Below are 15,659 nucleotides of genomic sequence, written 5' to 3' on the forward strand. Positions count from 1 at the left end.
ATATTATGCCATAACCATCCAAGTGGTGAATTAAAACCTTCTGAGGCAGACAAAGATATTTCTGACCGTTTAATACAAGTAGGCATTATTGTGGATACTGAAGTGGTAGACCATCTTATAATATCTGAGAAGAGCTATCTTAGTTTTGGAGATATTGGGTTACTAGATGAACTTAAAAAAAGCACAAAATATGTACCCAAATACGTGTTAGAGCAGCGTCTAAAAAAAGAAGCTACTGAAATAGCTAAACGTAGTGAGAAAATAGAAATAGCTAAAGCTTTTAAAAGAAGTGGTCTTGATAATGAGTTAATCGCTAAAAACACTGGTCTTACGATTGAAGAAGTAAAAAAACTACGAGTGAAAAGGTCGTAAAACAAATTTCTAATTATAAGGTAACAAAATTAATTCGTTAATACTTTTATTTTCCCTAATCAGACTAATCGAATAAAGTAAAGAAGCAAAAAGACAAATACTACTTAACAAGAAATAAAAAACTTTTGTTTATTAGATAAAGTAACTTATTTTAAAGAAGAAAATACATTAAAAAAAAGGGGGATTCTCCCCTTTTTTTTAAATTAAGGATAAAGAAATGTAAAGCTAAAGGCTACGTTTATAGCGTGTTTTTGGCTTCTCTTATTCACTTTTTTTAAAAGTAAAGAAATCTTTATTGGTTTTTGAAACTGAAAAAATCGTATATTAGCTACGTTTAAACAGACAAACTATATATAGTTTCTTACAGTTTTATTTTAAACTGATGGATGTAATCACGGTTATCAAACTAACCTTTGCATTTTACCCCATAATTTTATCTTACCCTTATTTACTAGCATTCTCCCACAATAAGCATCATTACTATTTGTATGCTTGTCGTAGATAGAGTATGCTAAAAATTAACTAACGTATTTTAAAATTATCTATTATGAAAAAATTTTTATTAGCAGCTATTTTTTTAGCTTCAGGAACAGCTTTTGCACAGTTCGCTAATCCATTACCAACACCTAAAGCTAATTGTCTTGGATGTTCAGTTTCGCAAGTAGGACCTTCCTATGGAAATAGAGGAGCCGTAATTAACACAAGTTATGTAGATCAAACAGGACATATGAATGACGCAAGTGTTGTTCAAACCGGAGTTGGAAACCTGTCTAAAATTGATCAAGATGGTCAGAATCAAGGGTTTTCAGGAGGTTTGGGAAATGAAGCTACTGTATATCAAAGAGGAAGAAAGAACGAAACCGACATTAAACAACATGGAGATTATAACTCTGGTTTTGTAAATCAAGTAGGATATAAAAACTATGCACAACAAGATGTTGGTGTAGGTTGGGCAGAAAACAACAGAGCTTATGCTTATCAAACAGGACGTCAAAACACTTCTATTCAAAAACAACGTTATGATAATAATGTAGCTATTGTAGCACAATCAGGTAGAAGAAACTTTGCTCATCAAGATCAAAGCACAGGAACTAATGGTGCGCCAGGAAGTGTAGCGGGTATTTTACAAATTGGTAATTATAATAAAGCTAAACAAGTTCAAAGAGGTAGCTTTAATATAGATGGTATTGCTCAGTTTGGCAACGGAAATGTAGCTTCTACAAATCAATCTTCAAATGGAGGTTTAAATATTTCTGGTATTGCACAAACAGGTTGGGGTAACAAAGCTTGCGTTGATCAAAATGCAGATGCAGGGGTTAACTTAAGTTTAATTAGTCAATTTGGTGTAGAAAATCATGCTTCTGTTATTCAAGATGCACAAGGTTCTGGAAATGCTAGTTTTATTGGACAGGCAGGTTACATGAACAAAGCTTGTATTGAACAAACAGGATTATAAACTTTTAATTAAGCAACAAAGATAAGGGAGAATGGGAGGGTTTTCTTTTCCTCTCCCTTATTAATAAGAAACTAAAGTAATGATGCGAAGGATAAAAATGACATTGTGTATAATCCTATTAATATTTAGTTTAAAAGCTATGACACAACAAAATACATCTACTTACTTTGTGTCTGTACCTCAAATAGGAAGTGATGCTTCTTTTCTGGTTTTAGAAAAAAATATCAACTCATTAAATAATTTACAAGATTATGATAAATCGATTGATAATTATGATTTGTCAGTAAATCAGTTAGGAGTTAATAATGTTGTAGAAGTAAAAAACGGAATGAATGACATACAGTTGATATGGCAAAAAGGTAGAGATAACTATTATAATTTTATAGATTATTATAATAATTCACCAACAAAAATAAATGCTCTTCAAGAAGGTAATGCAAACTCATTGCTTATTTATGGAACAAACTCTTTGATGGAAAATGTAAAAATCATTCAAAAATCTAATTATAAAACAATTATAGTTAGGAATTATTAAAAAATGTTAAGGTTTATTTTTTTTAGAAACGTTTTAAAATATGTCACTCTATTTTTACTGTGTACAACTACAAGCTTTGCACAAGAAATAAGCAATGTTAAAGCTAAAATACTTATTCTTAAAAAAGATAATTTTATAACTGTAAAAGCAGAAGCTGAAAACGAAGGAGTGTTGTTTAAAGATGAGCTTAATTATAACTTATTAGTACTAAAGAAGAATAAAGAAGGAAACTATTCTAACAATAAACAATCGGGAGAATTTTCTTTAAAACCTAACGAGAAAAAAGAGCTTTCAGTAATAAGATTGAGTTTAAACCCTGATGAAGAATTAAGAGCTTATTTATTTATAAAGCACAGGAAAAAATTGATAGATAAAGACACTCTAGTAATAATACCTAAAAAGGTAGGCGTGATAAATAAAGAAAAAATAGATGAGTCTAATTTTGTATTAAAAGGATTGGTTATTGAAGAAGCAATAACAAAAATAGGAAAAGACTTTTATGATTTTTTTTATCAAGAGTATCTGCTCTCAGGCTTAAAATATCCTTTTATCATAAAAATAAAAGAAAAACCAGGATTAAGAAGAACTACAGTTTTAATTATTGAAGCTGATGATAAAAAGATTTTTGAGTTCATGACTATGCCAGGAGAAGATTTTCTTAAGCGAGCTGTTAAAGCATCTTTGGTAAGATTAAGTAGTTATTCAAAACAGAGAAACACATTATTAAGTTATAAAATTTAAAAAAGTGAATTATGAAAATAGCAACCAAACTTATAACAATAGTTTTTTTTTTACTAAGCTCATTTGCTTTTTCACAAGAACTAGTTTATAAACCGGTAAATCCATTTTTTGGAGGAAATAATCCATTTGGATATCAGCAAATTTTGGCTTCAGCTAATGCACAAAACGACTTTCAAGAAGAAGGGCAAGATCCTTTTCAACAACCTTCAGATTTAGAGAATTTTACAAATAGCTTAAACAGGCAATTACTAAATTCATTGTCGCAAGACCTATTTCAAGAACAGTTTGGAGATCAAGGATTAACTGTAGGAACTTACGTGTTTGGATCTTTAGTAGTAGAAGTTACACCTACAAGTGGAGGGTTATCAGTGAATATTTTAAACACACAAACTGGTGAACAAACACAAATAATAATACCAAACAATTAAAATAAAACGATTAACTATAACTTAAATTTTATGAGAAAACTATTACTCAAATTATTGTTCTCTTTATTAAGTTTTATCTTGTTTTCTAGTTGTGGAGCATACCTTAATCAGCCATTTCAAACAACGAATGCTAGAATAGGAGAAAACACCTCTTTTCAAAACGATTTAATTAAAAACATTCAACCTGTCGAAAAAATAATCGTAGGAGTTTATAAATTTAGAGATCAAACAGGACAATACAAGCCTACTGAAAACGGTTCTACATTTAGTACTGCGGTAACGCAAGGAGGTACATCAATTTTATTAAAATCATTAGAAGAATCAAAATGGTTTACTCCAATAGAAAGAGAAAATATCGCTAACTTATTAAATGAACGACAAATAATAAGGTCAACAAGGCAAGAATATCAAGGAGTTAACTCTACAAAAATGCCACCATTACTTTTTGCTGGAATCATTTTAGAAGGAGGTGTGGTTTCTTATGATTCTAATATTATTACAGGAGGTTCAGGAGTTCGATATTTTGGAGCGGGAGCATCTAATCAATATAGACAAGACAGAATAACCGTTTATTTAAGAGCCGTATCTACATCAAACGGACAAATTTTAAAAAATATTTACGTATCAAAAACAGTACTCTCTCAAGGAATTTCAGCAAACTTATATAGATATGTTTCTTTAAGAAGGTTGTTAGAAGTAGAAACTGGAGTAACCAAAAATGAACCTATGCAATTAGCTGTAAAAGAAGCTATAGATAAAGCAGTCGAACAGTTGATTATAGAAGGTGTTGTAGATGGTTTATGGACTCCTCAAGGAGGTAATACGGTTGTTAATCTCTTTAAAAAAGAATATTTAAAAGAAAAAAATGAAGCAGATAATACTTTATTATTTAATAGAAAACAAGAAAAAAGAAGGGCTACCAATTCAATGAGTGTTATGGGAGGAACTTCAATAATTTCTGGTGATTATTCAAATCCAGTTGCAAGGTTTGGGTTTGACTTAAAATATAGGTACTTTTTTAAGGATCCAAGATTTAGTTTCGGAGGAAGTATAGGGAAGTTTTCACTAGAAAATGAAAGGTCTTTTGAAAATACATTTTTAACATCAAGTCTATTTTTAGAATACAATATGTTGCCTTATGATAGGTTAACACCTTATGCGTATGTTGGGGTTGGATCGGTTTTAGAAAAAAACCTAGATAACCCTATGTTTAAATTTCAGTATGGTCTGGGATTAGAGTATTTAATAACCAATAAAATAGGTTTAACTCTTTATGGAGAAAACTATCTTTTAAGCTCAGATAATTTAGATAAGTTAGTTAGAGGAAAAAGAAACGATTTTATTTGGAGAATAGGAGCAGGTATAAATGTTTATTTTTAAGAAAAAAAGTAATGAAAAGCATAATAAAAATAACAATACTTTTAATGTGTGTAACCTTATTTAACTGTAGTGAAGATACTGTGGATTTTGTTGAATTTGGTACTATTAAAGGGCGTGTAGTTAAAAAGAGAAGTTTTGAACCAATAGCTAATGCTAAAATAACATTGTCACCAACCAATAATACAACTTTTACAGATGAAGATGGTTACTTTTTAATGGAGGATGTACCAGCACAAGACTACTCTGTAAGCGCAACTAAAGAAGGGTATTTAACAGGTTTTGAACCTGTAGGTTTAGGAGCAGAAACAGAAATTAATGTAGTTTTTGAATTAGATATCGAAACCGCTTTAAACGACCCGCCAACTGCGCCAGAATTAAGAGCTCCAGTTAATGGGATAGAAGATGTAAATAACACGGTAGAGTTAAGCTTTAAATCAACTGATCCAGATGAAGATGAAATAACATACAGAATAGAAGTTAAAAATGACTTAAATAATGATGTAATATCTTTTGAAAATATAAAAGACACTTTGTATACAGTAACCGATTTAAAATTTGGAGTAAAATATTTTTGGCAAGTTGCTGCTTCAGATAATATTAATGCAGAAGTATTAAGTACTGTAAGTACGTTTAAAGTGACATCAACACCTGATAATAGATACTTTTACACAAAACAAGAAGCAGGAAATAATGTTATTTACTCAGGAGATTATATCAACGAAGCACCAATAAATGAACTTTTGTTAACTTCCCCAACCACAAACTCTTGGAGACCTAGAAAAAATTCAGCAGCGAATTTGGTTGCCTTCTTACGGACAGACAATAACGAAACTCACATTTATACAATGAATACAGATGGTTCAGATGTTCAAAAAGTTACTTCTAATGTTCCTGTAGTTGCGTTTGATTTAAACGAAGTTGATTTCTCTTGGTCTTCAAACGGAGATCGAATCATATATCCGCATTACGATAAATTATATTTGATAAATAAAGATGGAAGCGGTTTACAGCAAATATATCAAACAATAGATGGTAATTACATTACTGAATGCGATTGGAGTAATGATGAATCTAAAATAGCACTGAAAACCAATAATACAAGTGGGTATAATGTACAAATCTATACGATTGATATGACAGGAAATATAATTGACACTGTTTTAACAGGAGTACAAGGTGGTGCAGGAGGAATTAATTTTACAATAGATGGAAGCTCGCTGTTATACACTAGAGATGTTTCTGAATATGAATCGAGTAATTATAGACTACTAAATAGTCATATTTTTTTATATGAGTTTGCTACGGCAGAAGTTACTGATTTATCAGAAGGAAAAGCTAATGGAACAAATGATTTAGACCCACGCTTATCACCTAATGAGGCTGAAATTATCTTTGTGAATACATCCAATGATGGAATTTCCACAAGAACAATTTATAAAGTACCTTTTAGTGAAGGATCTACAACAAGAACAGCATTGTTTGAAAATGCTACAATGCCAGATTGGGAGTAAAAGAGAACTAACAATTACTGAGAGAGCGAGCGTTAAAAACGTTCGCTTTTTTCTTGGTTAAAACTTAATAATAGTAATATTTTATCATTGATTATAAAAAGACATGAAGAATTGATTACTGGTTTTAAAAGAGTTTGGGATAATTATTATTTTAATTGGAGGTGAAATTGCTTTTGCTATTGAAGTTAAGGAGTTTTTTGGGTTTGATAATTAATTTAATGTTAGTATTAGAAAATTAAGGAGAAGTAAAAGCAAATAATTCAATTTAAAAAACATCTATTTTTAACTAATACTTACTTACAACAAATCACCACAAAACTTACCCTTAAAAAAAACAAAACACTATTAATTAGTTGATTAAAATTGCTTTTGTGATCCAGAGAGTTTCCGTTATCAAAGAAAAAAGTGTGTTTGTAGCTCTGCGAAAAAGATATTGACAGACTTTTAATCATGATTTTATAACGATAAAAAATTAGAAGATTGTAGAGATATAGTTATTATTGGTTTTTGGGTAGGTTTAAGAGTCTCTGACTTTCTTAACTTACTTGAAATTAACACGGATGATAAATTTATAACCGTTTAACATAAAAAGACAAAAAAACTCATCAGGGATTAAAGTGGTTATTCGTTTACATCATAAAATCAAAGGAGTAATTAATAAAAGGGGAATACTAAGAGTGATAACAGATGTAAAACCTTAATTTGTGATGTTTTTTGGAAAAAGAATAAAGGATAGGGATGGTTAATTTAAAAAATAAAGAAGCGAAACTAAAAAGGATAAGGTGTTTATTTATATTTTTTCTTTCCCCTCTGCTTTCCTTGTTGAAAAACAAACCCTTGAAAATCAGTGTTTTCAAGGGTTTAAAAGTGGTCCCACATGGGCTCGAACCATGGACCCCCTGATTATGAGTCAGGTGCTCTAACCAACTGAGCTATAGGACCCGTTAAATTTGGATTGCAAAAATAAAAACTTTTTTAAATAAAAACCTATTTTTTTACACTTTTCTGTTCATTAAATTTTTTCCAAAAGCACGTAACCCCTCTTTGTGTTCATTAGAAATGTTAAGGTAATCTAAGCTTTTAAATGACTTATCTGTGTAGTACTCAATAAGTTTGTGTGTCTCCTCTGGAATGTTATTTTCTTTGAAAATAGCCGAAACAGTAGCAACTTTTTCAGGGTTATTTTTTTGTTTTCCGTTGTAAAGATTTAGTAAATTTTCTTTGTCAGCATCACTTGCTATTTCTAAAGCTTTTAAATAAAGAAATGTTTTCTTATTCTCGATGATATCTCCTCCAACTTGTTTTCCAAAAGATTCAGGATCACCAAAAGTGTCTAAGTAATCATCTTGCAATTGAAAAGCAATACCTAGATTTAATCCATAGTTGTATAAATGTTGGGCTTGTTCTTCATTTGCTTTTGCAACAATAGCGCCCATTTTTAAAGCAGCAGCAACTAAAACAGAAGTTTTTAATGTAATCATCTTAATGTATTCATCAATAGTTACATCATTTCTTGTTTCAAAATCAACATCTAATTGCTGACCGTCACAAACCTCCAAAGCAGTTTTGCTAAATAATTGTGCTAGCTTTTGAAAAATTATAGGCTCGTAATTTTCAAAATATTGATAGGCTAAAATAAGCATGGCGTCACCAGACAAAATACCGGTATTGATATTCCATTTTTCATGTACAGTCTCCTTTCCTCTTCTTAAAGGAGCATCGTCCATTATGTCATCATGTACTAAAGTGAAATTATGAAAAACTTCAACAGCAAATGCGGCAGGTAAGGCTTTTTGGTAATCGTTAGAAAAAACATCAGCAGCAATTAAAGTTAACATTGGGCGAATTCTCTTGCCTCCTAATCGTAAGATGTAGTCTACTGGTTCGTAAAGGTTTTTAGGTTCTCTTGTAAATTTTTGAGATTCTAAAAAAGCAATAAAGTCTGATTGATATGATAATATGTCCAAATTTGAAAATTTTTGTAAAAATAAGGTAAACATAAATTTTAGCTACAACCTAATGTTAAAAAAAGATTAAAACTCTGGAAACTTTTTTTGTTTCTAGAGTTTCCTGTTGTACATTTGCAAACAATTATGAGAAATAAAATAATTAATAAAGCAGGAGAAATGTTTTTAACCCTTGGGTTTAAGAGCACAACGATGGATGATATTGCGAAAGAGCTTGGAATGTCCAAAAAAACATTATACAAGTACTTTTCAAATAAAACAGCCTTGGTAGATGCTAGTACAGAGTCGGTTCACAACACAATAAGCGAAACAATTGATACTGTTAAGGGGCAGAATTACAATGCTGTGGAAGAAGAATTTGCAGTAAAAGCAATTTTTAAAGAAATGTTTAAAAATGCAAAAACTTCACCGATGTATCAATTAAAGAAGTACTATCCAGAAACGTACACAAAACTCATAGAACGGGAGGTATGTATGTTTCGAGATTGTAATATAGATAACATAAAAAAAGGAATAGAGCAAGGTTTGTACAGAGCAAACATCAAAGAAGCGCTCTTAGTGAATTTTTATTTTACACTAGTTTTTGGAGTGTTTGAAAGTGAGTTGTACAGTAACGATATGCAAGAGGTTATGGAGATTGAGTATGAAATTTTAGAGTATCATATTAGGGCAATAGCGACTCCTAAAGGAGTACAAGAATTAGAAAAACAATTAAAAAATATAAACAAAAACTAAAAACAATGAGGAAATACATATACGGTGTATTTGTGTTCTTTTTTACAGGGTACCTATCTGCTCAAGAAAAAGAAATGAGTTTATCAATGCAAGAGGCGATTGATTATGCTATAAAAAACAGTTACGACAACAAAGTGTCCTTAAACGATATAGAAGCGGCTAAAAAGAAAAAATGGGAAACAACTACAATAGGTTTACCACAAATTAATGGAAAAGTAGAGTATCAAAATTGGATAAAGCAACAAGTGTCTTTATTACCAGTTGCAGCTTTTGACAATACTCAAAGTACCATAGATATTGTAGAGGAATATTTTGATGGGGCTATAAGAAATGGAAAAGAAGTAACAACGCCAACAGGTTTTATTCCTTTGAGATTTGGAACAAAACAAACAGTGAATGCATCAGTAACATTATCTCAGTTAATTTTTGATGGTTCGTATTTGGTAGGCTTGCAATCAGCAAAAACATATTTAAAAATCTCTGAACAAGCAAAGGAAAAGACAGAATTAACCACTCGTGAAGCCGTTATCAATGCTTATGGAAATGTATTGGTTACTGAAAAATCAATTGAAATTTTAGAAAACAATAAGAAAATATTAGAGAAAAACTTGAATGAAACTCAAAAAACCTACGACAATGGGTTAACCGAGTTAGAAAACGTAGAGCAATTGCAAATTACGTTAGGAAATGTAGAAAGCAACCTAAGAAATGCTGAGCGATTGAAAGAAATTGCATATCAAATGTTAAATGTTTCTTTAGGAAATTCAATAGATACCAAGTTAACATTAACTTCTACCTTAGATAATTTAGTAATCGATAATACCGATTTAAGCTTATTAGCTACTCAATTTAATATCGATAATCATATCGATTTTAAAATAGCTCGAAACGATAGAGAAAGTAAGCGTTTGTTAATGAAGTTAGAACAAAGTAAAGCTCTGCCAAGTTTATCAGCCTTTATCAATTACGGAGCTAATGCCAACTCAGATGATTTTAATTTCTTAGATAGCAATCAAAAGTGGTTTGACTATTCATTATTTGGAGTAAGTTTAAATGTGCCTATTTTCAGTAGTTTCGGAAGAAGTTCAAGAACAGCACAAGCAAAAATAGCATTAGAAAACGCTGATATCCGCTTAGAAGAAGCAAAGCAGAAGTTAAACCTACAAGTAGAAAGAGCTAAAAGTGAGTATCAATTAGGAATTGAAAACTACGAAACAGCTAAGAAAAATTTAGCATTAGCAGAACGAATAGAAAAAAAGCAACAAATAAAGTTTTTTGAAGGAATTTCTTCAAGTTTTGATTTACTACAAGCACAAAATCAGTTATACACACAACAAAATAATTATGTGCAATCAATGTTGAACGTAATTGCTAAAAAGGCACAATTAGAAAACGCATTAAACATACCACTAAAATAAAATCAACTATAATAATGAGAAGAATATATTCACTATTCGCTATTACATTGCTTTTAGCCTCATGTGGAGGTAAAAAAGAACAGTCTGTACAAGACGTAATAGCATCTAATGATTTAACTAAAATTAGAGAGAAAAAAGCATCGTTAGATACACAAATGCAAACACTATCTGATGAAATTAAGGTTTTAAACAACAAGATTTCAGAATTAGATACCAACAAGAAAGTTCCGTTAATTACAGTACTTTCTGCTAAGGAAGAGGTTTTTGATCACTATTTAGAATTACAAGGAGCAGTACAAACAAAACAAAATGTACTTATCTATCCTGAAATGCCAGGGCTTTTAACACGTATTTACGTAAAAGAAGGTCAGTACGTTAAAAAGGGACAAACCTTAGCGAAAATTGACGATGGAGGTTTGGCTAATCAATTAGCGCAAATAGAAGCACAAGCTGCATTAGCAGAAACAACGTATAAACGTCAAAAACGTTTATGGGAACAAAAAATAGGATCTGAAATTCAGTTTTTACAAGCTAAAACTAACTATGAAGCACAAACCAACGCGGTTAGTCAATTAAGAAGACAGTTAGCAAAATCGGTCATCACAGCCCCTTTTTCAGGAGTAATTGATGATGTAATTAAAGAGCAAGGAACAGTAGTAGCACCAGGAATGGGGTCTGAAGTTTTCAGAATTGTAAACTTAAAAAACATGTATATCGAAACAGATGTACCTGAAAGCTATATTACTTCTATTAAGAAAGGAAAAAATGTTGAGGTTGAGTTTCCAGTATTAGGAGAAAAGTTAACTTCTAAAATTCGTCAAGCAGGTAATTTTATTAATCCAGCAAATAGAACGTTTAAGGTAGAAGTAGGTGTGCCTAATCATGAAGGTAAGATTAAACCTAATTTAACAGCTAAGTTGAAAATAAATGATTACTCTAATGAGAAAGCAATTTTAATTCCGCAAAGTATTATTTCAGAAAATGCTAATGGAGAACAATATGTGTATGTGGTAGAAGACTTAAAAGATCAGGTTGGAACCGCTAAACAAACAATTATAACTACAGGAAAAACACAAGGAGATATTATTGAAGTTCTAAGCGGAATCGAAAACGGAACAAAAATTATAGAAGAAGGAGCTCGTAGTGTAAAAAACGGACAAGAGGTTAAGGTGTTAGCTGTTAGTAAATAGTTTTTTAGTCGGTAGAATGAAAGAGATTAAATTCCAGTTCGAAGATTTAAAAGTGTATCAAAAATCACTTGATTTTGTAGATATTGTTTATAAAGTTAGCAATACGTTTCCAAAAGAAGAAAACTATCGATTAACATCACAATTCATAAGGGCAGCCACTTCTGTTGCATTAAATATTGCAGAAGGCTCAGGAGATACAAACCCGCAATTTTCTAGATTTTTGCAAATAGCATTAGGTTCTGTTAAAGAATGTGTGGTTTGTGTAGCAATCGCTAAAAATCAAAAGTATATTTCAATAGAAGAAGAAAATAATTTAAGAGAAAGATTAGAAGAATTATCAAAGATGATAAGCAGTCTTCAAAAGTACCTTAAAAACACTAACGACTAAAAACTAAAGTCTAATGACTGAAAAACAAAAAAAACAAGTAGATAAAGAGTTTGGTTTATCCTCTTGGGCAATAAATAATAAAACAACTATCTACGTAATGATGGTTATGATACTTATAACAGGTATTTCTGCCTTTTTAAGTATGCCAAGAGAAAATTTCCCAGAAATTAGAGAAACCAAAATTTATATAAGTTCTCTGTACCCAGGAAATACAGCTGAAGACATAGAGAAGCTAATTACCGACCCGTTAGAAGATAGACTTAAAACGGTAAGTAATGTAGTAGAAATAACCTCTACATCTCAAGAAGACTACTCAATGGTGGTCGTTGAGTTTGACGAAAACATCTCAGTAGATCAAGCTAAACAAAAGGTAAAAGATGAAATAGATCAAGAAACGTCTGGAGAAGATTGGCCTACGTTTAACGGAGCGAAAGTAGAACCGAATGTTTTTGAATTAAGTATTTCTGAAGAAATGCCAATTCTAAATATCAATATCTCGGGAGATTATCCTGTAGATAAATTAAAAGAATTTGGAGAGTATCTAGAAGATGAAATTGAAGATTTACAAGAAATAAAAAAAGTAGATATCCGCGGTGCTGAAGAAAAAGAAGTTGAGGTAGCTGTTGATATTTACAAAATGATGGCAGCGCAAGTAAGTTTCCAGGATGTAATTAATGCAATTAACGGAGGTAACTTAACAATGTCTGCAGGTAATTTAATTGCTAGTGGACAACGACGTACTGTTAGAATTTTAGGAGAAATTGAGGATCCACAAGAATTACAAGATTTTGTAGTAAAATCAGAAAAAGGGAATTCAATTTACCTTAAAGATATTGCAAAAGTTTCTTTTAAAGATAAAGATAAAACTACGTATGCTCGTGAGTTTGGAGAAGCTGTAGTAATGCTGGATGTAAAAAAACGTTCAGGAAAAAATATGGTAGAGGCTGCTGAAAAAATTCAGAAAATTGTAGAAGATACCAAAGCCAATATATTTCCAAGTAATTTAAAAGTAACCATCGCTAACGATCAATCTTCAAAAACGATTGGTCAAGTAGATGATTTGGTAAATAACATCATTTTTGGGGTTATCCTGGTAGTATTAGTGTTAATGTTCTTCTTAGGGTTTAAAAATGCCTTATTTGTTGGGTTTGCAATACCAATGTCAATGTTTATGTCATTAATGATATTGAGTTGGTTAGGATATACCATGAACACCATGATTCTTTTTGGGTTAATTATGGGGCTAGGAATGTTGGTAGACAATGGTATAGTGGTTGTAGAAAACGTATACCGTTTAATGGATGAAGGAATGCCCAGAATTGAAGCCGCTAAAAAGGGAATTGGAGAAATTGCATTTCCAATTATTATCTCAACATTAACTACGGTGGCAGCCTTTGTTCCATTAGGAATGTGGCCAGGAACCATGGGGCAGTTTATGATTTATTTTCCAGTAACATTATCTGTAGTATTAGGTTCTTCATTATTTGTGGCGATCTTCTTTAACTCAGTATTGGTGTCGCAGTTTATGAGTGTTGAGGATAAAAATATGCCCTTAAGACGTATTATAATTTTATCGTCAGTAATGGCGGTGATAGGGCTATTAATAGCACTTTTAGGAGGAACGTATAGAGCGCTAGGAACGGTAATGATATTTACAGCAATCATGTTGTGGGTGTACCGATTAGCTCTACGTCCTTGGGCAAATCGTTTTCAAAATACGGTGTTACCACGTTGGGAACGTTTTTATGAAAGAATGTTAAGAGCAGCTCTAAGAGGCTGGAGACCATACATTATTTCTTTAGGTACGTTTGTTTTATTATTTATTGCTTTTGGAGGTTTTGGAGCCTCAATAGGAAGTCAACGTACAAAAGTTGAGTTTTTCCCAGACAATACACCAAATCAGATTATTGTGTATATCGAATACCCACAAGGAACGGATATTGAAAAGACAAATCTGATAATGAAAGATTTGGAAGAGCGTGTGTATAAAGTCTTAAATTCACCAGAATATATAGATAACGGATATAATTTCTTAGTAGAAAGTGTAGTGTCTCAAGTAGGAGCAGGATCTGGAAACCCACAAACAGATGGAGGTTCTACAGCAGAAATGCCTCATAGAGGAAAAATTACTGCTTCCATGCGTGAGTACAAATACCGTAGAGGAGCAGACAGTAAAGAGTTACAACGAAAAGTTACCGAAGCCTTAAGAGGAATTTACCCAGGGCTAGAAATTTCTGTAGAAAAAGAAGCGGTAGGTCCACCAGCAGGATATCCTATCAATATTGAGTTGGAAGGAAATGATTATGCTGAATTGATCAATACTGCTGAAAAGATGCGTGACTTTATCAACTCAAAAAGTATTGCAGGAATTGATGAATTAAAGATTGATGTAAATAAATCTAAACCATCAATGTTAGTAAATGTTGATCGTAAAAAAGCTGGAGAATTAGGCGTAAGTTCATCGCAAGTAGGAAACCAATTGCGTAATGCTATTTTTGGTTCGAAAGCGGGTATTTATAAAGAAGATGGGGATGACTATGATATTTATGTTCGTTTTAATAAAGAAAACAGGTATAATAAAAGTGCAATTTTTAACCAAAAAATTACTTTTAGAGACATGTCTTCAGGTACCATTAAAGAAATTCCTGTGTCGGCAGTAGCCAAACAAACAAATACCTCAGGATTTAGTGCCATTAAGCATAAAGATGTAAAAAGAGTGGTAACCGTATATTCAGCGTTAGCTCCAGGATATACAGATGCAGCTGCCATTGTATCACAAATTCAAAATGAAATGAAGACGTTTACTGAACAACCAGATTCAGTAAAAGTTGACTATACAGGACAAATTGAAGAGCAAAACAAACAAATGGCGTTCTTAATGAAAGCATTTTTTGGAGGGTTAGGGTTAATTTTCCTGATTTTAATCTTCCAGTTTAACTCTGTTTCTAAGCCCGCAATAATTATGCTAGCAATCTTCTTGAGTTTAATAGGAGTATTTGGAGGATTAATTATCACGGCAAAACCGTTCGTGATTATGATGACCATGATGGGAATTATTTCGCTGGCAGGTATTGTGGTAAACAACGGGGTAGTACTGCTCGATTATACTCAGTTATTAATTGATCGTAAAAAAGTAGAACATGGATTGTCATCTGATGAGTTTGTAGATGTACATACTTTAGGAGAAGCTATTATTAGAGGAGGAAAAGCACGTTTACGACCAGTACTTTTAACGGCAATCACAACCATTTTAGGGTTAATTCCATTGGCAACAGGTTTAAATATTAATTTCTTTACCTTAGCTAGTGAGTTGAATCCACATATATATGTTGGAGGGGACAATGTAATTTTCTGGGGTCCATTAGCATGGACTGTTATTTACGGATTATTCATAGCAACTTTCTTGACATTAATTGTAGTACCGATATTATTCTACTTAATCACCAAGTTTAAAATGTGGTTACGTAGCGTTTTATAATTGATTTTTTGTTAACTGTAAAAAGGGTTAAAAGTAATTTACTTTTAACCCTTTTTTATA

Annotated in this window: 13 protein-coding genes and 1 tRNA gene; 12 read left to right on the top strand and 2 right to left on the bottom strand. The window is 31.6% G+C overall.

The features are described 5' to 3' along the window. From ACN0WY_RS08280 to ACN0WY_RS08310, 7 genes are all read left to right on the top strand, one after another. A partial coding sequence (locus tag ACN0WY_RS08280; protein WP_417800059.1) for a JAB domain-containing protein occupies positions 1–372 on the top strand: 372 nt, incomplete at its 5' end. A gap of 547 nt (positions 373–919) precedes the next feature. Beyond that, positions 920–1,828, top strand: coding sequence for a hypothetical protein (locus ACN0WY_RS08285; RefSeq protein WP_417800060.1), 909 nt, complete (start codon positions 920–922; stop codon positions 1,826–1,828). 139 nt (positions 1,829–1,967) lie between these two features. Then, positions 1,968–2,363, top strand: a complete 396-nt coding sequence (locus tag ACN0WY_RS08290) for a hypothetical protein (RefSeq protein WP_417800061.1) — start codon at positions 1,968–1,970, stop codon at positions 2,361–2,363. Between the two features lie 3 nt (positions 2,364–2,366). After that, positions 2,367–3,104: a CsgE family curli-type amyloid fiber assembly protein gene (locus tag ACN0WY_RS08295; protein ID WP_099216676.1), complete on the top strand. Its 738-nt coding sequence runs from the start codon at positions 2,367–2,369 to the stop codon at positions 3,102–3,104. Positions 3,105–3,115: 11 nt separating this feature from the next. Next, positions 3,116–3,532, top strand: a complete 417-nt coding sequence (locus tag ACN0WY_RS08300) for a curli assembly protein CsgF (protein WP_099216677.1) — start codon at positions 3,116–3,118, stop codon at positions 3,530–3,532. A 30-nt stretch (positions 3,533–3,562) separates the two neighbouring features. Next, entirely contained in the window at positions 3,563–4,912 is a 1,350-nt protein-coding gene (locus tag ACN0WY_RS08305) for a CsgG/HfaB family protein (protein WP_417800062.1), read from the top strand. Between the two features lie 11 nt (positions 4,913–4,923). Continuing rightward, entirely contained in the window at positions 4,924–6,423 is a 1,500-nt protein-coding gene (locus tag ACN0WY_RS08310) for a carboxypeptidase regulatory-like domain-containing protein (RefSeq protein WP_099276387.1), read from the top strand. An 868-nt stretch (positions 6,424–7,291) separates the two neighbouring features. Here the strand turns inward: ACN0WY_RS08310 and ACN0WY_RS08315 are convergent. Both ACN0WY_RS08315 and ACN0WY_RS08320 read right to left on the bottom strand, forming a co-directional pair. Next, positions 7,292–7,365: transfer RNA gene (locus tag ACN0WY_RS08315), tRNA-Ile, on the bottom strand. A 53-nt stretch (positions 7,366–7,418) separates the two neighbouring features. After that, positions 7,419–8,390 (bottom strand): polyprenyl synthetase family protein, encoded by a 972-nt coding sequence (locus ACN0WY_RS08320; protein WP_417800063.1) that lies wholly within the window; start codon positions 8,388–8,390, stop codon positions 7,419–7,421. 126 nt (positions 8,391–8,516) lie between these two features. Here ACN0WY_RS08320 and ACN0WY_RS08325 point away from each other — a divergent pair, with 126 nt between their 5' ends. Genes ACN0WY_RS08325 through ACN0WY_RS08345 form a run of 5 tightly spaced genes read left to right on the top strand, consistent with a single transcriptional unit; the run spans position 8,517 to position 15,599 of the window. After that, entirely contained in the window at positions 8,517–9,125 is a 609-nt protein-coding gene (locus tag ACN0WY_RS08325; RefSeq protein ID WP_330489325.1) for a TetR/AcrR family transcriptional regulator, read from the top strand. Between the two features lie 5 nt (positions 9,126–9,130). Further along, complete coding sequence (locus tag ACN0WY_RS08330; protein ID WP_417800064.1) at positions 9,131–10,543, top strand: TolC family protein; 1,413 nt, start codon at positions 9,131–9,133, stop codon at positions 10,541–10,543. Between the two features lie 14 nt (positions 10,544–10,557). After that, on the top strand, positions 10,558–11,733 hold the full coding sequence (locus tag ACN0WY_RS08335) for an efflux RND transporter periplasmic adaptor subunit (protein WP_330489323.1): 1,176 nt from the start codon (positions 10,558–10,560) through the stop codon (positions 11,731–11,733). 16 nt (positions 11,734–11,749) lie between these two features. After that, positions 11,750–12,121 carry a four helix bundle protein gene (locus ACN0WY_RS08340; RefSeq protein WP_408026266.1) on the top strand — a complete coding sequence of 124 codons (372 nt, stop codon included), beginning with the start codon at positions 11,750–11,752 and terminating at the stop codon, positions 12,119–12,121. 13 nt (positions 12,122–12,134) lie between these two features. Further along, on the top strand, positions 12,135–15,599 hold the full coding sequence (locus tag ACN0WY_RS08345) for an efflux RND transporter permease subunit (RefSeq protein WP_417800065.1): 3,465 nt from the start codon (positions 12,135–12,137) through the stop codon (positions 15,597–15,599). Positions 15,600–15,659: the final 60 nt, after the last annotated feature.

Source organism: Tenacibaculum sp. (assembly GCF_048269885.1).
Taxonomy (GTDB): Bacteria; Bacteroidota; Bacteroidia; order Flavobacteriales; family Flavobacteriaceae; genus Polaribacter.